Source organism: Nocardia sp. NBC_01730, from assembly GCF_035920445.1.
GTDB lineage: Bacteria > Actinomycetota > Actinomycetes > Mycobacteriales > Mycobacteriaceae > Nocardia.
In genome coordinates, this window is record NZ_CP109162.1 from 6,501,176 (window position 1) to 6,525,119 (window position 23,944).

General features: G+C 66.1%; 22 protein-coding genes. 6 read left to right on the forward strand and 16 right to left on the reverse strand.

Annotated elements, in window-relative coordinates:
* The first annotated feature begins 143 nt into the window (after positions 1-143).
* The 3 genes from OHB12_RS27395 to OHB12_RS27405 are packed head-to-tail and all read left to right on the forward strand — an operon-like array spanning position 144 to position 2,745.
* Positions 144-878: a hypothetical protein gene (locus OHB12_RS27395; protein WP_327112019.1), complete on the forward strand. Its 735-nt coding sequence runs from the start codon at positions 144-146 to the stop codon at positions 876-878.
* A gap of 45 nt (positions 879-923) precedes the next feature.
* Positions 924-1,541 (forward strand): TetR/AcrR family transcriptional regulator, encoded by a 618-nt coding sequence (locus OHB12_RS27400; protein WP_327112021.1) that lies wholly within the window; start codon positions 924-926, stop codon positions 1,539-1,541.
* A 10-nt stretch (positions 1,542-1,551) separates the two neighbouring features.
* A complete protein-coding gene (locus tag OHB12_RS27405) occupies positions 1,552-2,745 on the forward strand; it encodes an acetyl-CoA C-acetyltransferase (protein ID WP_442799863.1) in 1,194 nt (397 codons plus the stop codon).
* Between the two features lie 159 nt (positions 2,746-2,904).
* On the opposite strand, the gene OHB12_RS27410 is transcribed toward OHB12_RS27405, so the two are convergent.
* The 11 genes from OHB12_RS27410 to OHB12_RS27460 all read right to left on the reverse strand — a co-directional run bounded on the left by OHB12_RS27410 (position 2,905) and on the right by OHB12_RS27460 (position 15,498).
* Entirely contained in the window at positions 2,905-3,165 is a 261-nt protein-coding gene (locus OHB12_RS27410; RefSeq protein ID WP_327112023.1) for a hypothetical protein, read from the reverse strand.
* An 817-nt stretch (positions 3,166-3,982) separates the two neighbouring features.
* Positions 3,983-5,002 carry an amidohydrolase family protein gene (locus OHB12_RS27415; protein ID WP_327112025.1) on the reverse strand — a complete coding sequence of 340 codons (1,020 nt, stop codon included), beginning with the start codon at positions 5,000-5,002 and terminating at the stop codon, positions 3,983-3,985.
* A complete protein-coding gene (locus OHB12_RS27420) occupies positions 4,995-5,756 on the reverse strand; it encodes a tryptophan 2,3-dioxygenase family protein (RefSeq protein ID WP_327112027.1) in 762 nt (253 codons plus the stop codon). The genes OHB12_RS27415 and OHB12_RS27420 overlap by 8 nt, the downstream gene beginning before the upstream one ends.
* On the reverse strand, positions 5,746-6,957 hold the full coding sequence (locus tag OHB12_RS27425) for a pyridoxal phosphate-dependent aminotransferase (RefSeq protein WP_327112029.1): 1,212 nt from the start codon (positions 6,955-6,957) through the stop codon (positions 5,746-5,748). The genes OHB12_RS27420 and OHB12_RS27425 overlap by 11 nt, the downstream gene beginning before the upstream one ends.
* Positions 6,941-8,386 carry an indoleacetamide hydrolase gene (gene iaaH, locus OHB12_RS27430; protein ID WP_327112031.1) on the reverse strand — a complete coding sequence of 482 codons (1,446 nt, stop codon included), beginning with the start codon at positions 8,384-8,386 and terminating at the stop codon, positions 6,941-6,943. The genes OHB12_RS27425 and iaaH overlap by 17 nt, the downstream gene beginning before the upstream one ends.
* Position 8,387: 1 nt before the next feature.
* Complete coding sequence (locus OHB12_RS27435; protein ID WP_327112033.1) at positions 8,388-9,647, reverse strand: aspartate aminotransferase family protein; 1,260 nt, start codon at positions 9,645-9,647, stop codon at positions 8,388-8,390.
* Between the two features lie 169 nt (positions 9,648-9,816).
* Positions 9,817-11,178: a GNAT family N-acetyltransferase gene (locus OHB12_RS27440; protein WP_327112035.1), complete on the reverse strand. Its 1,362-nt coding sequence runs from the start codon at positions 11,176-11,178 to the stop codon at positions 9,817-9,819.
* Between the two features lie 477 nt (positions 11,179-11,655).
* A complete protein-coding gene (locus OHB12_RS27445) occupies positions 11,656-12,741 on the reverse strand; it encodes an NAD(P)H-dependent flavin oxidoreductase (RefSeq protein WP_327112037.1) in 1,086 nt (361 codons plus the stop codon).
* Positions 12,742-12,811: 70 nt separating this feature from the next.
* On the reverse strand, positions 12,812-13,570 hold the full coding sequence (locus OHB12_RS27450) for a CoA-transferase subunit beta (RefSeq protein WP_327112039.1): 759 nt from the start codon (positions 13,568-13,570) through the stop codon (positions 12,812-12,814).
* Positions 13,571-13,758: 188 nt separating this feature from the next.
* A complete protein-coding gene (locus tag OHB12_RS27455; RefSeq protein WP_327112041.1) occupies positions 13,759-14,640 on the reverse strand; it encodes a CoA transferase subunit A in 882 nt (293 codons plus the stop codon).
* 93 nt (positions 14,641-14,733) lie between these two features.
* Positions 14,734-15,498, reverse strand: coding sequence for an enoyl-CoA hydratase family protein (locus OHB12_RS27460; protein WP_327112043.1), 765 nt, complete (start codon positions 15,496-15,498; stop codon positions 14,734-14,736).
* A gap of 64 nt (positions 15,499-15,562) precedes the next feature.
* Here OHB12_RS27460 and OHB12_RS27465 point away from each other — a divergent pair, with 64 nt between their 5' ends.
* Together OHB12_RS27465 and OHB12_RS27470 are read left to right on the forward strand one after the other, a co-directional pair.
* Positions 15,563-16,354, forward strand: coding sequence for an SDR family oxidoreductase (locus tag OHB12_RS27465; protein ID WP_327112044.1), 792 nt, complete (start codon positions 15,563-15,565; stop codon positions 16,352-16,354).
* A 257-nt stretch (positions 16,355-16,611) separates the two neighbouring features.
* Positions 16,612-17,523, forward strand: coding sequence for an SDR family oxidoreductase (locus OHB12_RS27470; RefSeq protein ID WP_327112047.1), 912 nt, complete (start codon positions 16,612-16,614; stop codon positions 17,521-17,523).
* Between the two features lie 287 nt (positions 17,524-17,810).
* On the opposite strand, the gene OHB12_RS27475 is transcribed toward OHB12_RS27470, so the two are convergent.
* The 3 genes from OHB12_RS27475 to OHB12_RS27485 form a co-directional block, all read right to left on the reverse strand.
* The gene (locus tag OHB12_RS27475; RefSeq protein ID WP_327112049.1) at positions 17,811-18,107 is read right to left on the reverse strand and encodes a hypothetical protein; all 297 of its coding nucleotides are present in this window, start codon (positions 18,105-18,107) and stop codon (positions 17,811-17,813) included.
* 1,078 nt (positions 18,108-19,185) lie between these two features.
* Entirely contained in the window at positions 19,186-19,602 is a 417-nt protein-coding gene (locus OHB12_RS27480) for a helix-turn-helix domain-containing protein (protein WP_011207048.1), read from the reverse strand.
* 361 nt (positions 19,603-19,963) lie between these two features.
* Positions 19,964-21,127 carry a steroid 3-ketoacyl-CoA thiolase gene (locus tag OHB12_RS27485; RefSeq protein WP_327112051.1) on the reverse strand — a complete coding sequence of 388 codons (1,164 nt, stop codon included), beginning with the start codon at positions 21,125-21,127 and terminating at the stop codon, positions 19,964-19,966.
* A 102-nt stretch (positions 21,128-21,229) separates the two neighbouring features.
* Here OHB12_RS27485 and OHB12_RS27490 point away from each other — a divergent pair, with 102 nt between their 5' ends.
* Positions 21,230-22,531, forward strand: coding sequence for a cytochrome P450 (locus tag OHB12_RS27490; RefSeq protein ID WP_327112053.1), 1,302 nt, complete (start codon positions 21,230-21,232; stop codon positions 22,529-22,531).
* A 69-nt stretch (positions 22,532-22,600) separates the two neighbouring features.
* On the opposite strand, the gene OHB12_RS27495 is transcribed toward OHB12_RS27490, so the two are convergent.
* On the reverse strand, positions 22,601-23,017 hold the full coding sequence (locus OHB12_RS27495; RefSeq protein ID WP_327112055.1) for a nuclear transport factor 2 family protein: 417 nt from the start codon (positions 23,015-23,017) through the stop codon (positions 22,601-22,603).
* Between the two features lie 40 nt (positions 23,018-23,057).
* Positions 23,058-23,942, reverse strand: a complete 885-nt coding sequence (locus tag OHB12_RS27500) for a TIGR03619 family F420-dependent LLM class oxidoreductase (protein ID WP_327121542.1) — start codon at positions 23,940-23,942, stop codon at positions 23,058-23,060.
* Positions 23,943-23,944 lie beyond the last annotated feature (2 nt).

A 23,944-nucleotide genomic window follows, 5' to 3' on the forward strand; every position in this document is an offset into this window, starting at 1 on the left:
GGTCTGCGGCGCCGCGGTGTTCGCGCCTGTTCGGCCCCCTGAGTGGGCGGCTGATCAAGGTGCGAAAACGATGACGCGTCGACTCACCGGGTGTGCCATGCTGGGTGGGGTCTAATCTCGCACTTGCCAAGGGGGCGATGGCTATGGGCCTGGATCGCCCACCTGCCCGCGAACAATTGGAACTCGAATTGGTGCGCGAAGTCGTGCTGGCCAGACGGCGGCTGGACAGCTTGATACTTTCGGCACTCACGCTCGGAGCCGAGCTCATCGAGCACACCTCCGAATGCGCGACCGCCATGCGTGCCGCGCAGATTCTCGAGGATCACGCCGTCGACGAAGGCGAGGTCGCCCGCGACCCGCGCGGCGCGCTGCGCGCCGATCTGGCCCGCGATCGGGAGCGTGCCAGACGCATCGGGCTGAGCTCCGAATTCGACACTTCCGAAATCGAAGAGGATCGGCGCAGACAACGCCAGAACGCGTTGCTGTGCGAGGTCCGCGCGGATCTGCTCGCGGTCGTCGCGAAGTGCCGGAAGTTCCGTTTCGACCGGGTGGCCTTCGCGGACGAGGTCGCGCGCGGTCTGTGCGCCGCCACCGACAAGCTGGTGCTCGCCGCGGACATGGACACCTATCGCGCCTGGCAGCGCGGCATGCTGCTCGAGCTGATCGAGGAGCCGGTGCGCTATGGCCCGCCGCGGGTGATGGCCACGGTGGACGCCGGACCCGGCCGCGGCGAGCTCACCGTCGAATGGGACAGCTGCGAGCGTCGTCTCGCACTCGTGACGCGGATGGCCAGGGCCGGCGTGTCACCCGTGGCGATATGTGATCGGCTGCTCGCCGACCTGTCGGTCTCGTCGCCGCTGCGCTACTCGGCGCGCTGAGTCACCGCACCTGTCCACTCGACCAAGCAAATGCTTGGTTGTACTATGAGCCAGGTGACCGCACCAGACGCCTCGAAATCAGCACGGCGCAACGAACTGCTCGCACTGGCGGCCGAGCTGTTTGCCGAGCGAGGACTGCGCGCCACCACGGTGCGCGACATCGCCGATGCGGCCGGAATCCTGTCGGGCAGCCTCTACCATCACTTCGATTCGAAGGAATCGATGGTGGACGAGATCCTGCGCGGCTTCCTGGACGACCTGTTCGGCCGCTACCGCGAGATCGTCTCCTCCGGCTCGAGTTCGCGAGACACTCTGGAAGCCTTGGTGCTCGCGTCCTACGAGTCGTTCAACCGCTGGCACGCCGCGGTGGCGATCTACCAGGCCGAGGCCAAGCGTCTGCGCACCGCGGAGCGGTTCACCTACATCGCCGACTACAACCGCGAGTTCCGCGAACTCTGGCACCGGGTGTTGACCAACGGCGTCGAGGACGGCAGTTTCCGGCCGGAACTCGACGTCGAACTGGCCTACCGGTTCCTGCGCGACACAGTGTGGGTCGCGGTGCGGTGGTACCGGCCAGGTGGTGCCATCACCGTCGACAACCTCGCCAAGCAGTACCTGACCATCGTCCTCGACGGGCTCACCGTCCCCGAGCGCACCATGTAGGAGTCCTTACATGTCAGCACCTTCCGTATCTCGTCGCCCTTACACCCCACTGCGGGACGCCTACGTGATCGATGCGGTACGCACCCCGGTCGGCAAGCGCGGCGGCGCACTGGCAGGCGTGCACCCGGCCGACCTCGGTGCGGCTGCGCTGCGCGGTCTGTTGGACCGCACACCGATCGGTCCGGGAAACGTGGACGACGTCGTCGTAGGTTGCGTCGACAACGTGGGGCCGCAGGCGGGCAACATCGGCCGCACGATGTGGCTGACCGCGGGCTACCCCGAAGAGGTTCCCGGCGTCACGGTCGACCGGCAGTGCGGATCCAGTCAGCAGGCCATCAATTTCGGCGCGCAGGCCATCATGAGCGGCACCGCCGAGGTGATCGTCGCGGGCGGCGTGCAGAACATGAGCGCCATCCCGATCTCCGCGGCCATGCTCGCGGGCAAGGAATACGGCTTCGAGTCGCCGTTCGTCGGCGCGCAGGGCTGGGACCACCGCTACGGCACCGGTGCGGTGTCGCAGTTCCGCGGCGCTCAGCTCATCGCCGAGAAATGGGGCATCAGCAGGGCGGATATGGAGCGCTGGGCGCTGCGCAGCCACGAGCGGGCGCGCGACGCCATCAAGAACGGCCGCTTCGACAACGAGATCGTGCCGGTAGGCGACTTCTGGATCGACCAGGGCCCACGCGAGACCAGCCTGGAGAAGATGGCCACACTGCCGGCACTTGCCGAGGGCAGTCCGCTGACCGCCGCTGTGGCGAGCCAGATTTCGGACGGCGCCAGCGCGACGCTGCTCGCCTCGGAGTGGGCGGTGCGGGAATACGGTTTGACGCCGCGGGCGCGCATCCATCACGTGAGCGCGCGGGGCGCCGACCCGATCTTCATGCTCTCCGCGCCGATTCCGGCGACCAAATGGGCGCTGGAGAAGACCGGACTCACCATCGACGACATCGACGTAGTGGAGATCAACGAGGCGTTCGCGCCGGTTGTGCTGGCCTGGTTGCAGGAGACCGGCGCCGACCCGGAGCGCGTGAACGTGAACGGCGGCGCGATCGCCCTCGGCCACCCCCTCGGTGCCACCGGCGCCAAGCTTTTCGCGACGCTGCTCAACGAACTGGAGCGGATCAACGGGCGCTACGGACTGCTGACCATCTGCGAGGGTGGCGGCACCGCCAACGTCACCATCATCGAGCGGCTGTCCCACTGATCCCGTACTGCCGAGCGGCAGGTCGGGCAGACATGCCGCTCAGCTGTACGTCATCGATTCGACTGCCGAATCAGCCGCTATCGGAGCACGATCGGACAGAACCGCGTGGTCCGACTGTGCTCTGGACTGAGCCTCCTTGTCGCCTCCCTGGGCTGGGAGCTACTCGTCGCCGCCTTTTCCTTTGCCTTTCCCCTTGCCTTTCCCTTTGCCCTTGCCTTTCCCTTTGCCCTCCTCAGCACCACTTCCGCCGCCCTTACCACCCTCGTCGGACACTTGACCGGAGTCGTCCTTCTGCGCGAGATATGCGACAGTGCCGCTGGCCGTTTCACTCGTCGCGGGCAGTGCGGCAATCCCTACCGCCAGCGCACCGGCAGCGACCGCGACAATCGATACGACGGCTCGAACAGATCCGTTTCCCACTACCAAACCTCCCTGTCGATCGGCTTCATTGGTGGAGCAGCGCGAAGCTAGCATCGCCAACTGTCCAAACCCCCCGGCTCGCCCCGCATAGTCACCGTCGTGACGAGGCCGACACCCGACCGTGACCCTCTCGCCAAAGCGCGGCCGCGGCTCGATGAAGTCCACGAAACACGGCCGAACACCCTCTGTCACCACCGAACACCCGAATTCACCGATGACTCCTGACTCGGGCCACAAGAAGTCGACCCGGGGCCACCAGGGATCCGTCTGGTGCCAGGATGCGTGACTGTAGCTCGGGGGGCGGCAAGTTCGACTGCCGGAGTACAACGCGGCTTCTCGACTCGCCGACGCTTTCCGAGCGGCCGTCGAGGAAGCCGATCACCCGCTGAGCGGCCTGCCAGTTCGGCCGACCGCTCGGTTCAACTGTTCGGCCAGCTCGGACCGGGTGGTCTTGTCCACTCGTCGCACAGGAGAAACCTTCCTCGCAACGCATCGGGCTGAACCGAGATGAACCGCGAAAGTTGTTCGAAGCGTGCCGGATCGACGTTAAGTGGCACTCGATCGAAACCGACAGGCCACTGAGGCAGTTCCTAGGAATACACAGTCGGCCGTTATGCAAGCTGCGCCGAGCGCAGCTCGACAGATGTACCCTGATCTGCCGCAAAGCATCCCGTCCTCGACATTGCCCTCGACCAGCCGCGCGCAGCAGCGGTGGGCGTGTTTTGTTGCACTGACGACGCCGAGGTGTACGCGCTTGCTACCCGAGGTCGCCGAAGGCTTCGGCGGCCTGGGCAAGCGCCGGCAGGATCGGCCCGGGCTACTGGCAAGCAGCCTTGCGGACCGTGATGGCCTGGCTCAGCGCCACGGGATCCGTAGTCGGATCGGTGGGGACGGCGGTCAGGTCCGCGGTGACGCCGCGGCGCAGAGGTGAGTTGGTGATCGCGCGCAGGATGTCGGTGGGGTTCAGCCCGGCTTCGGCGAGGGCGGCGACTTCTCGGGCGTTGACCGACCGCGGTAATGGACCATTGCCCAGGTCGGTGCCATAACGGACCATGCCGCCTGCGGCATGGAAACGGCGGAGATTGTGCAAGGCGGTCTCTCGGTCACGGGTAGGTGTTCCCCAGCCGTGGATGTCGAGGGTGGAAATAATCGTTGTGCTGCCGGCGAGGTCGTTGATCAGGTCGTCCGCGAGAGTTTCCGTCCACGGCGTGTGCGCGAGCACCCGCACCCCGGCCCGATACGCCCGAAGGGTTTGGCCGATCCCCTGGGTATGAGCGGTGACCGGAATGCGGTGGGCGGTGGCCGCGCGAACGATTGTGTAGAGGGTTGCGTCATCGATGACCGGGCCTGCCTCGGAATTGAGGGCGACTTTGATCGTTACCGGCCGATGGGGGAGTAGTGATTCGACGGCCTCGGCGGCTGAATGCGGATCGCCGACTTCGAGCGCGATCCCGGGAGGCGCCCAATCCTGTTGGGTGGGATAACCGCCAGGCGAGGTGAGGAAGGGTCCCGCCGCGCGGATTCGCGGCAGTCGAGGCTCATGGTGAGAACGCTCGACCAGGGGCCAGAGGATGTCGGGTATGCCGCCGAGATCGACCAGGGTGGTCACTCCGGCCGTCAGGAGTTCGGCGGGGTCGACCAGGGCTGTGTGCACGTGGTGGTCGGTGAGACCGGGCAGCAGTATCCCGTCGATGCGCGTTGGTGGCATGGCGGGCGGGGCGGCGGCGGGCGGGCCGACCCAGCTGATCTCGTCGCCGCACACGCCTACCGCGGTGGGCCCGGCGAGGGTGTCCGCGCCGAGCCACGCCGCGTCGGCGATGAAAAGCTGGTCAATCATCCCGTGGCTGAATCAGTTCGGGGAAGAACACGTCATCGATGGTGGCTTCGAGATAGCGTGCGCCCGAGGTGCCCGCGGTGCCCGGGGTGCTGTCGAGATGCTTCCGCACGATCTGGAGATGACGCCGCCGCCATTCCCGCAGGTGCCCATCGATGGCAACGAGATGTGTAGCGATCTGATGCTCGACACCTTGGTCGGCGGCCTGAATTCGTTGGAACATCTGGAACAGTTCAGGTGTGGATTCTCGGCGTCGACTCCAGTCTCGTTCCAGATAGTGCTCGGGCACGGCGTGGCCGCGCCGGTGCAGATAACGAATCAGCTCGTCGAACAGGCTCGGCTCGGTGGCATAGCGGGCTGCGAAATTGCGCCAGCCGGGGTGCCGCTTTCCGAGCAGGAACTCCAGATCCCGATACTGCTTCGAATACAGGCCGGACGCCCGGCCCAGATAGGGCCGTAGCAGGTGAAAGGCGTTGGGCAACAACGTGTCCAATACAGCCCATTGATCGTTCAGCCGCAACAGCACCCGGTTGGCGCGGGACAAGGTGGGCAGCCCCGGGGTGTCCGCACGGAATGCTTCCCGGACCGCGGACAGCTCGTGCAACAACAGTTTGAGCCACAGTTCGGTGACCTGATGGCAGACGATGAACATCATCTCGTCGTGCTGTTCGGGATCGGTGCGTGGTTGTTGCGCGCCGAGCACCTGGTCCAGGTGCAGGTAATCGGCGTAGGTCAGCTGGGCCAGGTCAGTATCCATGGCCTGCCTTACTCATCCGGGTGATCGCCTCGGTGATCACCGGGAGTGGCGGTCCCAAATACAGCCGGTAGCACGGTGATCGGTCGCTGTTCTCGGCGTCCCACCGATCGACCCCGACCAGCACGCCCGCCTGCCGCAGGCATTCGCGGCGGAACTGCGCCACCGAACCGTGCCGCTGCGCCCGGGGCAGCGGCACGTGCGCGAACGGCGCGAACTCCCCGACTTGCGCAAGGCCCGCCGGATAGCCGAGTTCGGTGCACAGCGAATCATGCACGGCGGACCGCTTTTCGGTGTATTCCCGCCCCTGTTCGGCGAGGTAGCGCTCGGACGCCGGATCGGAGAGCCAGTTGGCCATCGCCTCCTGAAGAGGAATGGCGCTGGCGAAACTCCGCTGAAACTGCCACTGGTTGACCAACGCGTCGAGCGTGTGGGGATGCGCGGTTGCCGCGCCTATTCCCCAACCGCTGCAATGGAATTGCTTTCCCAACGACCGAACGGCCAGCCAGCGCGACTCGGGGGCCTCCGCCAACAGCAGGCGCAGGGCGGATGTCGGTGTCTGTTCTGGATTGTGGACTCCGAAGTACGCATCGTCCAACAAGATCGCCGCGCCGGCCGCCCGCGCCGTTTCGAGCAACTGGCGGACGAGTTCGGGCCGCCAGTTGGCGCCGGTGGGATTGTGCTGGGCGTTGATCACCAGCAGCGTGTTGTCGTCCATCGCGAGGTCGGTGGTGACGGGCTGGCCCGTGTCCAACGGGAAATAGCGCATCCGGTAGCCGAGCGGCCCGAAAACCCCGGCATAGTCCCAGCCGGGCATCGGCGCGAGCACCGTGGCGACGCCGTCGGCGCGCAGCATCCGGCCGAAGTCGAACATTGCGTTTCTCGTGCCACCCGCGGTCACCGCGACTTCGTAATCCCGGGCGAATTCGGACGCGAGTCCGTGCGTGCGAGTGATATATGAACGCAGGATGTGTTGCAGGCGGGGCAGACCGTACTGAGAGATCACGTATCCGTGTGTGTGCGTCGGCAGCGCGGCCAATCCCGCGGTCAAGCCCGGCGCGGTCCTGGTCCACGTTTCGCCGAAACCCAGATAGATGAGCTCACCGGCCGGGCTGCCCGCTGCCAGGTATTCGGACACGAGTTCGGTGTCGGGGAACCTGGTGCGTAACTCGGGACCCGCGATCACCTCACGATAGGGAATCATCAGGCCCCCCGCCGGAAACCGAGGCCGCTCGCGGCATCGGCAGCGGTCCGAACAGCTGCTCACAGGTGCGGGCGATCCGCAGCAAACGGCTGTCGCTGCCGGGTGGTCCGTCCAGCGCGATCCCTATCGGCAGCCCAGCGCTGTCCAGTCCCGCGGGCACACTGACGCCGGGCCAACCGAGAATGCTGCCGAGGTTGGTGGTGCGGCTGTAGGCGAGAAACGCCGAAACCAGCTCGCCGCCCAACTCCACCTCGTCGGCCCCGATCGGCGCCGCGGTGACCGGCGTGGTCGGCCACAGCAGCGCGTCGAGCTGGTGCGTGGCCAGGCTGGTGCGCACCAGCGCGTCCAACTCGGGCCGATAGCGCGTCATCGCGGCGGTGTAGTCGTCGGGCGAGATCGCGTCCGTGCCCAAAAGTCCGGTGAGGAGCTGTGCGACATCAGGGCTTCCGCAGTGCGCGACGAGTTCGGGCAACGACAATGCGACATTGCCCGTCGTCAGGTAGTTCTGCAGCTCTATGGGTGTCTCGTAGAAGGCAATCGGGAAACCCGCTTTGGCGATGAGGTCGCCGGTGTGCGCGGGAAATTCCAGCTCTACGATCTCGATCCCGGCGGCAGCGAGCTGAGCCGTGCGTCGTTCGAAACACTCCGCCAGGTCGGAGGCAAGTCCCTCGACGAAGGGACGGCGCACGACGCCGAGCCGCACCGGCGCGGACGCGCTGTCCTGCGGCTCGGGAACCCCGCTCAGGACCGAATCCAGCAGCCGCACATCCTCGACGGTCCTGGCCAACGGTCCGACTGTATCGCGGGTGCCGGACACCAGAATGAGGCCCCGCTGCGAGTAGCGACCCACGGTGGGGCGGAAGCCGACCACGCCGCACAGGCTCGCGGGCATCCGCACCGAACCGCCGGTGTCGGTGCCCAATCCGGCGGGCGCCAACCGGGCGGCAACCGCGGCGGCAGTGCCTCCGCTACTGCCGCCCGCTATCCGGTCCGGCCGGTACGGATTGGCCACCGGGCCGTAAGAACCGTTATTGCTGGTCATGCCGTAAGCCAGCTCGTGCAGGTTGGTTTTGCCCAACACCAGCGCTCCGGCATCCCGCAGTCGGCGCACCACGTCGGCGTCGGCGGCCGGCTGGTGCTCGCGCAGGGCGGGCGTGCCACCGGTGGTGGGTAGGTCGGCGGTGTCGATGTTGTCCTTGATGGCGAGCGGCACGCCGTGCAACGGTCCGAGTACCGCACCGCTCGATCGCGCTGCGTCGGCTTGTTCAGCAGCGGCGAGCACCGCTTCCTCGCGTACGGTGATGAAGGCGCCGAGTGCGCGATGTCCGTCGATACGATCAAGAAGCGCCCGGGAATATTCCATCGCGGATACCGAACCTCGTTTGATGTGAGCCGCCGCGGCGGCGACGCCCCACTCGATCGGGTCCATATCAGTGTCCCGCGTTCTCGACGAGCAGGTGCGGAATGTGTGTGCTGATGTAGGGTCTGAGCTCGAGCAGCACGTCGTGCACAGCGTCGATGAACGTCTCGATGTGGTGGTCGGTCATCGGGGTGGACAGGGCGAACAAGCCACGGCGCGCCGTGTACACACCGCGGTTGAGCAGCGCGAGGTGAAACAACTCTGGCAGTTCCGCCAAGCCTGCGCGGCGGGCCAGCGCATCCTGCGGGTTGTTGATCGGCCCGTGGCCCCAGTGCAGGTGCATCAGGGACCCGATGCCGGTCATCTGCAGTCGCACGCCCGCCCGGCGTGCCGCTTCCGGGAGGTCCCGGATCAGCCGCTCGCCTTTCGCGTTGAGCTGCTCCACTTCGGCGGGGCCGTAGGTGTCGAGCGCGGCCAGCCCGACGGCCAGACTCATATTGTTCCCACCGAACGCGCCCGCGTGATAGACGTGACCGGGTCGGGTGGGGTCGAACTGGGCCATGATGTCCTCGCGACCGCCGAAGGCGCCCAGCGGGAAGCCGCCGCCGATGATCTTGCTGAGCGAGGTGAGATCCGGTGTGATGTCGTAGCGACGTTGCAGCGGCCCCATCCGGAAGGTGGCGCACTCGTCGAAGATGAGCAGCACGTCATGAGCGGTGGTGAGTTCACGCAGGCCACGCAGATATGCGACGTCGCCGGGAATACCGCCCGCCGCACCCATCATCGGCTCCACGATGATCGCGGCGATCCGCTCGGCGTGCAGAGCCAACAGTTCCCGCGCCGCTGCCAGATCGTTGTACGGCAGCAGCATCACCTCGCGCATCCGCGTCTTGGGCACCCCGCGCGCAGGCTGGGCAGGCGGGAAGGACTCCGGCAGGCCTTCCTGCGGATACGTCGGGTCGGTCATGCCCGTGAACATGTTGATCTGCGCGTCGTCGTGCAGTCCGTGGTAGCCGCCGTCGATCTTGACGATGACATCACGGCCGGTGAACGCACGCGCGGCCCGTAGGGTGAGCATGGTCGCCTCGGTGCCCGAATTGCAATACCGCACTTTATCGATCGACGGGACGCGCTCGCACACCATGGCCGCGTGCCGGGCCTGCACTTGCACGGGTGTGCCGAGGGCGGAGCTCTTGCCGATTTGTTCTGCCGCTGCCGCGAGCAGCACGGGATGGCAATGGCCGTGCACGGTCGCGCTCATGTTGTTGTAGAAGTCGAGATAATCGTTGCCGTCGACATCGGTCAGTACGCAACCGGCGCCGTGGTCCATGAAGGTGGGGTATGGCGTGAAATGGTTGATTGTCCGGGTATCGCCTCCGGGAAGCCATTTCTTCGCATCCTCGTGTAACCGCAGAGATTTCGGTGTTCGAGCGTGATAATCTTTTCTTATTCTTTGCGCTGCTATGGTTTCGAGCACGGTCACGAGAATTCCTTCATTATCAGATTACTGGCCAGATTTGCGATGGAAGCTTGGGGAAGAGGATGGCGAGCAGCGCCGCTCCGAGCCGGGTCTGCAGTCGATGGTCGGCATACGCCGGGGCGAGTTCCGTCAGGTCGGCGTGGCCCAGGAGCAGCGACAAGAACATCGCGACCGGCATGGAGGCATCCGAGGAACGCCTGGCGTGCTCCGGCCACCGGTCGATATCGGCCAATTTTCCGCCCTGGAAGTGCAGTCGCAAGCCGAAGGTGTAGAAATGCAGCCGCAGCGTGCCGGTATGCCCGCGGAAGGCCGACTCGGCCAGCCTCTTGTCCAGCACCGGTGTGACGTGGCGAAGAAACGCGGCGAGATCAGGAATCCGAACGAACCAGCCGATGCTCGGCGGCCGTCGTACCAGCAGATCGCCCAGTATCCGATAGGCGGGATGCTCGGTGCCGAGCCACAGCATGTATCCATCCGCACCCGTCGTCTGCCGCAATACGCTCGGCAGTATTTCCGACCAGGACGCGTCCGGCGCCAATTCGAGCCCGGAAATGGAAGTCACCGATTCTGGACACGACTGCCCGGGCAGCCAGCTGGGAATGGGAAAACTGGGAATGCCCCCATAACCCGACAACGCATAGCCCACCGGTCGATCGCCTTGCTGGATGACGAGGATTTCGTCGCGCATCATGTTGTCGCGGCTGCGGCCGGTCAGTTCGTATTCCCACAAAGCTCGGTCGCGTGCACAGGTGAGCAATGCCCGGGACCCGGCATGGCGGTCGATACGCTCCAGAAAAGGCGCATCGGCCGCGGTAGCACAACGCAATCCGACAGGTTCGCCCGCCGAGGGCGCCGACGGCAGGTCGCGCGTCCAGCCGCCACGGCCCGCGCGTTGGGTGAGCACCGCGTGATAGCCGTGCTCCTGATGGAAGAACATCAGGTCGGTGATGACCTGCATCAGCTGGCCGCGGCCCGCACTGCGCTCGTGCAGTGCGTCGAACTGGCGACCGATGAGCCCCCGCCTGCGATAGTCGGCATGCGTCGCCACCAGTTCCAGTCGGCCCACGCCGAACGGGATCCCGGCGTAGGACCAGATCTGCGGCACCAGGGTCAGACCGGACACGAGCGCGCCAGTGGCAGGGTCCTCCACCACCGTGATGTCCGCCAGTTCCATGGTGGGATGTGCGTGATCGAAAAGCTCAGCGCTCCAAGCGCCCACAGCCGCACTGGGTTTGCCGTCCGAATCCTTATGGGCATCGGACTGGAGGGACACGAACGCGTCTCGGTCGTCCGGAATCGCGGATCGCAGTATCAAACTATCCGGCAAGCGAACCGGTAGCACCGTCATCGTGCTGGTCTCTCTGCCCGCTGGCCACGGCATGCACTCACACGGTGCAGTATCACGGATCCGAGTGAATCCGGCTGACCAGCGCTGGGGAGCGTTCGGATCGAACGGAGCGTCCACTCTCGAGGAGCGCGGTCGCTCCTGTCGAATACCGGTGTGCAAGTTCGCGTTGTTGTTGCTGTTTGGAAGTGTCTGACGCCGCCGAGTGCGACCGCACGCCGGCGTTCGTGGCAATCGCGCACAGTTCGCTACCGGAGCCAGCTGCCTGCGGCCCCACCGAACCGAAGGCAGCCTGCTACCAATTGTCGGCGAGTGTGCCGTCCTCGAGCGATCCCGACGTCGAGCGCTGATTCGCACGCACCGGTCTGGTCGGCGACACCGGACAAGCCTGTGGAGCCGACGTCGGACTCGACCTCGGTCGAGCGGTCGGCTTCGAATCAGGAACCCACCGGAAGCGCGGCGCAGTGCCGCCCAGCCCGGAATCCCCTCCTTCGGGCGGGGGAGGACGTCGATTCACTCGGAAGCAGAATCCGCGCGGTCGGCGAGCGCGCCGATCGCCTCGATCCGCGCGACTGCGTCCGTGACGATCCGGTCGATCAATTCCTTGCAGGTGGGCAGGTCTTCGATGATCCCGGTGACTTGTCCGGCCGCGAGCACCCCCGCCTGGGTATTCCCTTCGACCAGCCCCGCACGCAACAACATCGGTGTATTGGCTGCCATGACGACCTGGGACCAGTTGAGGTCCTTGGCCTTTCGCATCGCCAGTCCGTCGCGGACCAGGGTCGACCACTTCATCCCGGTCATGCTCTTGAACTTCGCGGAATTGGAGACCGCTGCGGCAAGACCACGCCAGCGGCCCGAATGTTCGAGGCGCTGTACGAGTTCGGTGTTCAGCACGCGGTGCGGCATGCCGTCGACCTTCAGCGACACCACCGTGTCCTGCAACTGCCTGCGTAGGTACTCGTGCTTCACGGCGTCGGGCACCGTGCTCTCCTGGGTGAGCAGGAACCGGGTACCCATCGCGACACCCGCCGCGCCGTAGGCAAGGGCAGCGGCGAGACCGCGCCCGTCGAAGAACCCGCCCGCCGCGACCACGGGGATGTCCACCGCGTCCAGCACCGAGGGAAGCAGCAGCGTGGTGGCCACCGGGCCGGTGTGCCCGCCGCCCTCGCCGCCCTGCACTATCACCGCGTCCGCGCCCCAGGCCTCGACTTTCACCGCGTGCTTTGCCGCACCGATCGACGGGATCACCACTACCCCGGCATCTTTCAGCTTGGCGATTAAATCGTGTTTGGGGGCGAGCGCGAACGAGGCGACGGCCACCTTCTCGCGGATCAGCAGATCGATCCGCTCGGTGGCGTCGGTGGCGTCGGCGCGGATGTTCACGCCGAACGGTTTCGACGTGTGCGCCTTGGTCTTCGCGATCGCCGCCTCCAGCTCCGCGAAAGTCATGGTGGCGGAGGCGAGGATGCCGAGCCCGCCCGCCTCCGCGGTGGCCGAGACCAGGCTCGGGCCTGCGACCCAGCCCATGCCGGTCTGCACGATCGGATGCTCGATGCCGACCAGGGTGGTCAGCGCGGTGTGCAGGTGCTCGGTCATGACGCCCCCTCGCTGGTTCTCGGCTCCGTCATGACCGAGCGATGCTCGGCCGTGCCAGTCGTACGCTCGCTCATGACGCGACCTCGGTTTCTCGAATCTTCTCGGGATCGAGCACCTCTCGGATCAGGCGGAGCTCTTCGGTGGTGGGCGAGCGGGTTTCGCCCGCGTCGGCGAGGCCCGCGATCTCGAATGAGGTGTTCTCGGCGACCTCGTCGGCGGTGACGCCGGGGTGCAGGCTGCGGGCACGCATGGTGTGGCCGGGACCTTCGAAATCGAAAACGCCCAGGTTGGTCACTACGCGATGCAGGTGCAGGAATCGGAACGCGGGATTGGCCCGGTCCACCTTGTCGTACCCCACGCCGGAGACGACGTCGACTCGGTCGGTGAAGACCCGCCTGGTGTGCCGCGAAACCCAGTAGCTGGTGGCGTGGTTGAGCGTGTTGCCCGGTGCGCCGCGCACGCCGAACATCTGCCGGGTCGGCTGTTGCAACGGGCCGAACGCTGAGAGATTCTGATTGCCGAATCGGTCGATCTGGTTGGCTCCCATCACCACATGCCGCCGGCCGGAGGCCACGACATCGAACACTTTCCGGAACGGAATCCAGCCCTCGATGGGCGCCTTGCCGCCGATCGGGGGAGTGTCGGCAAGCAACAGCGCCTCGCCGTCGGAGAGCAGCAGGTCGGGTTCGGTGGTGAGCTTGGCCAGCCGTGCGCCGATGATCGACATCGGTGACATCGGGCTGGCCATGATTTCCCCAGCGCCGCTGAAGATCTCCGCGCAGGCGACCGCGCACACCTCGGCCCTGGTGATGGTTTCGGCACTGGTCATCGCGACGCCTCCGGTGTCATGCGGGGGTTCCCGCACCCCGTCGGCGCGATGAGCGCTGCGCGATTGTGTCTCATCGAGCCTCCTGTGTCATGCGGGGGTTCCCGCACCCCGTCGGCGCGATGAGCGCTGCGCGATTGTGTCTCATCGAGCCTCCTGTGTCATGCGGGACACGCGGTCCACTTCTCTCATCACGCGCCACCTTCGGCGAACTCGCGCACGGCGGCCTGGTACTGCTCTTCGGAGACCGCCAGGTATTTGTCGACGAATGTCTGCCATGCCTCCGGCGACTTGGCGGACTCGACGTAGTGCTTCTGGAACTTTTCGTCGCGCCGGTAGCTGTCCCCGGCAAGGGTGAAGTGGGCGCCGCCCGGTGCCTCCACGACGCCGTCGACCATCATGCGATTCAGCAACAGTGATTGCAGCGGAACGGTTTTCACCAGTTCCTCGGTCTCGACCACGCGTTCCACCGAGACATAGCGCCGCTGCGCCGCCAGGCAGAAAAGGTCGTCGAAATAGGGGTCGACGCCGGTGTATGCGGCGTTGCCGTGCGGGTCGCCGAGGTTCAGATGCACCAGTGCCGCATCAAGATTCAGCGCGGGCATAGCGATCAGAGTTTCCGGCGTGCCGTCTTGGCCGGGGTAGGGCGATTCGACCGTCTTCAGTTCGCCATCCCAGAAGTTCGGGACATCCGAGCCGAGTCCGGCGCGGATCGGCAGGAACGGAAGCCGCGCCGCCGCGGCCTCCAACCCGCACTTGAGCATGCCCTCGTCCATCTCGCGCGCGACCAGCGAGCCCGAGGTGCGAGCCTTGCCGAACCACGGGTCGTAGAACGGCGGCGAATCCAGTGAAACGAAGCCGTAGTACGCCTTGCGTACCTTGCCCGCCGAGCACAGCAGCCCGAGATCCGGCCCGCCGTAGCCGACGACCGTCAGGTCCGTGATGTTCGAACGCAGGATGGCCCGCACCAGTGCCATCGGCTTACGCCGCGACCCCCAGCCACCGATGCCGATTGTCATCCCGCTGCGCAGCTCGCCGACGACCTCGTCGAGCGACATCCGCTTGTCTCGCATGGCTTTTCGCTCCCTAACTGATTGTCAGCACTCTCGGGGCCCTTCGTGGTTGCGCAAACCGCCTCCTCCGGGCCGCCGTTCGCGCCGTGGTTCCTACTGCCCGGCTTTGCGCGCCGCCAGATCGTCGTCGAACCGGGCGCGGATCTCGTCGGCGACGCCGGCGAGGTTGAGTTCGAAGGTGAATCCCTGCTCGTACCGGTAGCTGCGGTACACGTCCTGCATGTCGATGCCGTTGAGTGCCCGCTTCGCCGCCCGGATCACCCTGGCGTCCTTGGCCGCGATGTTCTTCGCCACTTCCATCGCGGCCGCGTCGAGTTCGGCGCGCGGCACCACCTGGTAGACCGAACCGTGGTGCTGCAACTGCTGGGCGGTGATGGTGCTCGCGGTGTAGAACAGCGTGCGCATCAGATGCTGCGGCACCAGCCGCGCCAGGTGGGTCGCCGCGCCGAGCGCGCCGCGGTCCACTTCGGGCAGGCCGAACGTGGCGTCGTCGGAGGCGATCACGATGTCCGCGTTGCCAACCAGCCCGATGCCACCGCCCAGGCAGAAGCCGTGCACCACGGCGATCACCGGCACCTGGCAGTCGTAGACCGCGCCGAATGCCTCGAAGCAGCCGTGGTTCGCGTCGATCAGCGCTTGGTGGCCGGGCTTGCTCTGGATCTCTTTGATGTCCACGCCCGCGTTGAAGCCGCGGTTCTCGGCGCGCAAGACGACGACCCTGGTGTCCGAGTCACGGCCCGCTGCCCGCACCTCGTCGGCGATAGCGAACCAGCCGTCGGTCGGGATGGCGTTGACCGGCGGGTAGTCGACCGTGATCACGGTGATGCCGGTTGATTCGGAGTGACGGTTGATCCCCATCGCAAGTCCCATCATGTAACCCAGCGCATTGGCAAAGCAAGCAGTTGCTTGGTAGGTTAGCACGGTGGCACTCGAAATCGATCTGTCCGGCCGCGTCGTTCTGGTGACCGGCGGCGTGCGCGGCGTAGGCGCGGGGGTGAGCAAGGCGTTCCTCGCCGCGGGCGCGACCGTCGTGGCCTGTGCGCGGCGGCCCGCCGACGTTCCCGTCGAACTCGACGGACGGGCGATCGAATACCTGCCGTGCGATATTCGGGACACCGACGCGGTCCGAGCGCTGATCGACGCGATCACCGAGCGCCACGGCCGTCTCGACCACCTTGTCAACAACGCGGGGGGCGCCCCCTTCGCGCTCGCCGCCGCCGCGAGCGCGAACTTCCATGCCAAGATCGTCGAACTGAACTTGCTCGCCCCGCTGCTGGTCGCGCAGGCCGCCAACGCGGTGATGCAACAGCAGCCCGAGGGCGGCTCGATCCTGAACGTCTCCAGCGTCAGCGGGCACCGCCCGTCGCCAGGCACCGCTGCCTATGGCGCTGCCAAGGCGGGCATGGACAGCCTGACCGCTTCGCTCGCCGTCGAGTGGGCGCCGAAGGTCCGGGTCAACTCGCTGGTCGTCGGGCCGGTCGACACCGAACTGAGTCAGTTGCACTACGGCGACCAGGACGGCGTCGACGCGGTGGGCCGCACCATCCCGCTGGGCCGCATGGCCCGTCCCGACGACATCGGCCGCTGTGCTGCCTTCTTCGCCTCCCCGCTGGCCGCCTACGTCAGCGGCGCGACCCTGCTGGTGCACGGTGGCGGCGAGCGGCCCGCCTTCCTTGCTGCCTCCACCGCGGCCGTCGGTCAGCAGCAGTCCTGAACACCCCGGACACATACGAAGAGGACACAGGCATGGGGCGGTCAGGCCAGGAAGGGGCAGCGGAGCGTGACCACGGAGGGTCCCGCTCATGCCAGAAAGGACACGGGCATGAGCGGTCAGGCCTGGAGGAGGTAGCGGAGCGTGACCACGGAGGGTCCCGCTCATGCCAGAAAGGACACGGGCATGAGCGGTCAGGCCTGGAGGAGGTAGCGGAGCGTGACCACGGAGGGTCCCGCTCATGCCAGAAAGGACACAGTATGGAAACCGAGCAGATCTGCGTCGGACGCACCGTCATCGTCACCGGCGCGGGCCGGGGCATCGGCCGCGCCCACGCCCTCGCTTTCGCCGCCGCGGGCGCCCGCGTCGTGGTCAACGACATCGGGTCGACCCTGGACGGCGCCGCCACCGCGGAGACGCCCGCCGAACAGGTCGTCGCGGAGATCGAGGCGCTCGGCGGCGAAGCCGTGGCCAACGGCGACGACGTGGCGGACTGGGAAGGTGCGCGCAGCCTCGTTCGCCAGGCCGTCGACACCTTCGGCGGCCTGGATGTGCTGGTCAACAACGCGGGCTTCGTCCGCGACCGGATGCTGGTCAACCTGGGCGAGGACGAGTGGGACGCGGTGATCCGCGTGCACCTCAAGGGCCACTTCGTCACCATGCGGCACGCGATCGAGTACTGGCGTGCGGAGTCCAAGGCCGGTCGTCCGGTCGACGGCCGCATCATCAACACCAGCTCCGGTGCCGGACTGCAGGGCAGCGTCGGCCAGGGCAATTACGGCGCGGCCAAGGCGGGGATCGCAGGTCTGACGCTTACCGCCGCCGCCGAGTTCGCCCGCTACGGCGTCACGGTGAACGCGATAGCCCCGGCCGCCCGCACCAGGATGACCGAAACGGTGTTCGCGGAGACGATGGCCAAGCCCGAGGACGGCTTCGACGCCATGGCGCCGGCGAACGTCTCCCCGCTGGTTGTGTGGCTGGGCAGCACGCGTTCCGCGGCTGTGACCGGGCGGATGTTCGAGGTCGAAGGCGGCAAGGTGGCGTTGGCTGACGGCTGGCGGCACGGGGTCGCTGTGGACCGCGGCGCCCGCTGGAATCCGGCCGAACTCGGACCCGTGGTGGCCGACCTGATCGCCGAGGCGACTCCGCCGGAACCCGTCTACGGGTCCTGACCGGGTTTCGCCTTCTGGGACGCGGTGCGGGGTTGACGGTCTATCATGGGCACCCATCCGTTGAAGAGTCCCGTGTGAGAGTCGCGACCGGGCACAGATCTGCGCTTCATTGATGAGGGAAGGCTCGGCGCATGACCGTAGGTCGCACGCTCTATGTAGCAGCAATAGCTCGGGCTGTCCTGCACGCCATGTGGGGACGGAGGGTGACGTCGAAGCGTCTACCCCGCACGGCCGATTGGTCGGTAGGACGGGGACTGCCGTTTCGTAAGGAACGGCAGCCTGAAGTATCAGTGGTCATAAAAACACTCACATCGCAGGTAACGGTAGTGCTGGGTTCTGGTTCGGCTGGTCTCGGTGTCGCGCTCGGCGCCGGCTCCGATGCCGCCGGTTCGGACGCCGTTGGGGATCGGGTCGGAGGTGGGGATCGGGTCGGAGGTGTTGGAGATCGGGTCCGCGGTGGTCGGCGCCGGTTGGACCGCGGTAGTTTCGGCCGGTGTCGGTTTCGCGGCCGTCGGTTCGGCCGCAACTGGTTCGGCCGCAATTGGTTTCACCGCAACAGGTTCGGCCGCGGTCGGTTCGGTCAACCATGGTTCCGCGAGTCCAGCACTGCTGCTTTTGATTTCGCCCCCGCAGGCATCCGTGTGGCTTCCGCACACGCTTCCTCCGGCGATCATGTCGCGGACGTCAGACACGGCGGCACCGCAGATTTCGCAGATTCTCGCACTCGTGCCGGTGCTTTCGCGGGTGCAGGCGCCCGCATCGACACCGATACCACCGCCCGCTGCCGCGCCTTCGCCGCCCGCCGAGTCGAATCACGATGTGCGCCCGAGCAATTCCGACGACTGTCTGCCCGCCCCCGAACCGCCTTCGGTGAATCGGCGGCCCGATGGCGCTCGGCCTCGCGGGCGCCGGGTCCGGCGCCGTCGGCTTCCGGAGCGCGTCGGCCACGCGGGCCGGGATCGATGCGGCTCGTGTCCAGTTCTTCCCGAGGAGGTGAGAGGTAGGTGATGAGCGTAACCGAGACGCGGAGTAGCTCGCGGTCCTACCGCCGGGCCGCGGTCGGCGGTCGACGTGTGTCGCGTACGACGGAACCGGAACCTCCACGCAGCTCGAGGTTTTCGACCAGGTGGTGCCAATCGTAAACGTGTTCTATCTCCAGTCCGGCGGAGGTGTCGTGCCCGCGTAGCCGGCGTCACTGCTTGTCTCGGTGGCAGAGCGCGCGGACCAGTTGGCGCGGCGGGCGCGCAATCCACAGGCGTGTTGTGGTCGACGCACGGTGGATTGCTCCACCGGGGACATTAGTCTGCCCGGTGGGGTCCAGGCGATCGTCGGGCTCTACGAATCGACATCGTCCGGGCGCGCTCGGAATTGATCAATCCGGTAGGAAAGTGATCGGCTCGGTGCAATACTGATCAACCGGTCTTATATTCGAACCGGCCGGTGTGGGAGTGAATCCGGTTCGGCGCGAACGCCGTACTCTGTGCTGTGCTGAAAGTCGTTATGCAGGCGCGCGATCCATACCACATGACATAGCCGCCCGCGGCCGTGCCCCTATTTTCTCGGGCACGACCGCGCGCCGGTTATGTGCAGCACCGTCTTACGGGCGCATAACGCAGCACAGTGCGACCCACTGGGTCGCACTGTGCTGCCGTGCAGGAGAACCTATTCGGTGCCATCCGGAGGAATTTCGGGCAAGCCTTCGCTTGCCCGCAATTTCTCCGCCATGGACGTGAGTAGGTTCTGAGATTCTTCGGACAGGTCGAACGCTCTACTCGACAGCCGTCGCAGTCCGTAGCCCTGCAGCTGGGACAGCAGTTCCAGATCATGGTCGATCTTGGCGGCATAGATGTCGTTGAAGAAGTAGTCCGGCTTGACCTTGAAGAACTTCGCCAGGGCGGCCACCGTCTCATCGGACGGGTTCGTCCGCTGTCCCGACCGCAACTGCGACAGGTACGGTTTCGAGATCGGATGTCCGGAGGCCGTCAGCGCAGCCGCAACCTCCGCGTTGGTGTGCGGCTTACGCCCCGGGGGATGCACGGTTTCGAACAGCTTGTTCAGCCGCGCCGCGAAATCAGCCATTGTGAGCCGCCCAATTCCCTTCGCTGTACTAACACTCGTTATCTCGGATACGTATCATTGATATTAGCGGCTCAGTAACTGAAAACCTACGCCTGATTCGGGATTTCCTTGAAGCTTCTAGGTGCTGGTGCGGCGAAGACACTGGGACGGTTGCGTTTGCGGGTCACGCCAAGGGCTCTCGAGAAGTCAAGGTGCGGACCGGTTCTGGCCCGTCGTTGCGGTCTTGCTCGAAGGACTCCTGGTAGCGATAAGATAGCTGACGTCTCATCTAGTTCGTGGTATGTGAGTTTGTGTGGCGTACGACACGTTTCCAGCTCCTGGGGATGAACGTTCAACAAATGGCCCGTAATGGTTGAAGTTCTCACAACCTCTCGATGATCGTGCCGGTCGCGAGTGCGCCACCGGCACACATGAGAACCATCGCCGTGCTGCGATCGGTGCGCTCCAGTTCGTGCAAAGCCGTTGTGATGAGGCGTGATCCGGTGGAGCCGACGGGGTGGCCGAGTGCGATCGCGCCACCGTTGACATTGACCCGGTCCATGGCGGGCTGGTGCACCGACGCCCAGGACAGCGCGACCGACGCGAACGCCTCGTTGATCTCGAAAAGGTCGATATCGCCGATCTTCATACCGGATCGCTCCAGTACTCGAGTGCACGCCTGCACCGGGCCGTCGAGGTGGAACTCGGGCTCCGCGCCGACCAGCGCCTGGGTGACGATCCGTGCCCGCGGCCGCAATCCGGCTCGCTGCGCGGCCTTTTCGTCCATCAGAAGCACCGCCGCCGCGCCATCGGAGATCTGCGAGGAGGAGCCCGCGGTGTGCACGCCGCCCTCCAGCACCGGCTTCAGCTGGGCCAGGCCATCGACGGTGGTCGCGCGTAGGCCTTGATCCCTTGTCACGTCCAGCTTTTCGCCGGTGGGGTTGCCCTCCTTGTCCACCGCAGGAGCAGTGACGGCGAGCACTTCCCGGTCGAACCGGCCTTCCGCCCAGGCCTGGCCCGCCAGGCGCTGTGAGCGCGCGCCGAACTCGTCCACATCGGAGCGGGTGATGCCGCGCCGCTTGGCAATCCGCTCCGCCGCCTCGAACTGGTTGGGTAGATCGATGGTCCACGAGGCAGGCCTGCGCGGGCCCGCGTGCTCACCCACATTGGCGCCCAAGGGAACTCGGCTCATCGCCTCCACGCCGCAGGCTATGCCGATCTCGATCGCGTCGGCCGCGATGAGCCCGGCGATCAGATGGTTGGCCTGCTGGGCGGAGCCGCACTGCGCGTCGACGGTGGTGGCGCCGACCTGCCAGGGTAATCCGGCGTGCAGCCACGCGACCCGGGTGACATTGTTCGACTGCTCGCCCGCCTGGGTGACGCAGCCGCCGATTACCTGCTCCACCCGTGCCGGGTCCAGGTGGGCGCGCTCGAGTAGTCCGCGCTGCGCGAGGCCGAGTAGTTCCGCCGCGTGCAGGCCCGACAGCCAGCCGCCGCGCTTGCCGATGGGGGTCCGAGCGGCCTCGACGATCACGGGTGTGCCCATGTCCAACCTTTCCTTATGGGACAGAAAACTGAAACGTGTTCATGGCCCTTGTCGTGGGCGGATCTGTCCGGTTTCTTTCCTCATACTCGCGCCTGTGCTTCAATGATTATAGAACGTGTTACAGTTTGTCGAAGGAGCCATCTGGTGGTAGATACTCGGAATGCCCGGCCGGATCTGCCGGACGGGTTCGACGTTACGGATCCGGCCATCTACGCTGAGCGTGTTCCGGTCGAGGAGTACGCCGAACTGCGCAGGACGGCCCCGATCTGGTGGAATCCGAAGTCGCCCGACGTCAGCGGCTTCCACGACGACGGCTTCTGGGTGGTCAGCAAGCACGCCGATGTCAAAGAGGTGTCACGGCGCAGCGACGTATTCTCCAGCTACGAGAACACCGCCATACCGCGGTTCAACGACGACATCACCCGCGACCAGATCGAGATGCAGCGGATCATCCTGCTGAATATGGACGCGCCCGAGCACACCAAGCTGCGCAAGATCATCTCGCGCGGGTTCACGCCGCGGGCGATCAATGGTCTGCGGGCGGAGCTGTCGGCCCGCGCCGAGTCGATCGTGAAGGCGGCGGCCGAGTCGGGCTCTGGGGACTTCGTCACCCAGGTCGCGTGCGAACTGCCGCTGCAGGCGATCGCCGAGCTGATCGGCGTTCCCCAGGAAGACCGGATGAAGGTCTTCGGCTGGTCGAACGACATGACCGGCTACGACGACCCGGACAACGACGCGGACCCGGTCGCGGCCTCCGTCGAGATCCTGGGTTACGCGTACCAGATGGCGGCCTCCCGCAAGCAGTGCCCGGCCGACGACATCGTGACCACGCTGGTCGAGGCGGACATCGATGGCGACAAACTCAGCGAGGAGGAATTCGGGTTCTTCGTGATGATGCTCGCGGTCGCGGGCAACGAGACGACCCGCAACGCCATCTCGCACGGCATGATGGCGTTCCTGGACAACCCGGACCAGTGGGAGCTGTTCAAGAAGGAACGGCCTGCGACGGCCGCCGACGAGATCATCCGCTGGGCCACCCCGGTCACCTCCTTCCAGCGGACCGCGCTGGAGGACACCGAACTCGGCGGCGTGCAGATCAAGAAGGGGCAGCGTGTGGTCATGCTGTACCGCTCGGCCAACTTCGACGAGGATGTCTTCGAGCACCCGGAGAAGTTCGACATCATGCGCAAGGACAACCCGCACCTGTCCTTCGGCGGCACCGGCGCGCACTTCTGTATCGGGGCGAACCTGGCCCGGCTGGAGATCGACCTGATCTTCAACGCGATCGCCGATCACCTGCCCGACATCAGCAAGCTCGGTGACGCGCGGCGCCTTCGCTCGGGCTGGCTCAACGGGATCAAGGAGTTCCCGGTCGACTACAAGACCTGCCCGGTCGCACACTGACATGAGAAGGGCCGCACGCCGATTATCGGTGTGCGGCCCTTCTTGTTTGTATGCCGTGGCCGGGAGCGGTCAGTCCGTCGGTCGTGCGGTCTTCATGGCTCGGTCGACCTCCCAGAACGCCCGCAGAGCGGCGATCTTGCCGTCGTCGTCCACTCGGTAGGTGAACACGCCGTCGGCGTCGATCCGATGACCGCCGATCGTGCTCCGGATGGTGCCGGTGAAGGCGACCTCCTTGCCGCAGGCGAACGAGTCGCCGAACAAGAACTCGATCAGATCGGTCTTGGCGATCGCCTTGTCCCAGAACGCGGCGATCGCCTCCGTGCCGCGATGGCCCTTACCCTCCGGATCGAAACCCGAAGGGCCGATGGGATCTTCCACGATGCAGTCCTCGGCGAACAGCGCGACCCACGCCTGTTTGTCCCGCGCTCGCACGGCAGCCTGGGACGCCAGGCCTGCGGCCCTGGCCGGATGCTCGGTTGTGGTCATACGCACTCCCTTGACCAGCGGGTCTGCCGCGCGGTGGTCTTCACCGTGCGGCCACGATGGGTTTCGCCACGTTCTGTTCCGCGAACTTGCGCAGCGAGTCCTGTTTGGCGGCGAGATCGCCGTCGAAGCCGATGCCCTCGGCCAGCCAGGGCACCACGATTGCGTCGGTGACCCCCGCGTCGGCGAGGTCTTGGTATCCGGATCGCCCGAACCGGTCGATGCACACCGCCTGGATCTCGAATGGCTCGTCGGACCTGCCGAACTCGTCACGCAATGCGTCCAGCTTGCCGATGGTGCGGCACAGCTCGTCGTAGGTCATCATCGCCGAGGTCCAGCCGTCGCCCACCCGTGCGGCGCGGCGCAGCGCCGCCTCGGTGTGCCCGCCGATGTAGAACGGCACCGGCTGGGTCGGCGCCGGGCTGATCTGCAGCGGGTCGAAGTCGAAGAACTCGCCGTGGTACTCGACCATCCCGCCCGCCAGCACCAGCTTGATGACGTCGATCATCTCGTCCACTCGCGCACCACGTCGTGCGAACGGCACGCCGCACCACTCGAATTCCTCCGGCGCCCAGCCGATCCCGACCCCGAAACCGAACCGATTGCCCGACAGGTTGGCCACTGAGCCGACCTGGCGGGCCAACAGCAGCGGGTTGCGCGAACCCAGCTTCAGCACGTTTGTGTAAAAGCGGATGCGGCTGGTCACGGCCGCCATCGCGGTCGCACCGATGAGCGGGTCGACCCACGGCGTGTCCGGCCCCCAGAATCTGCTGCCGTCGGCGGTGTAGGGGTACTTCGCCGACGCCGACTTCATGTAGAACAGCGAGTCCGGCAGCGCGATCGATGAAAATCCGCATTCCTCAGCGGTTTTCGCCAAGCCGGGCAGCTGGTCCAGTGGACTCAGCGCGATCCCGAGACTGAACTTCAGCG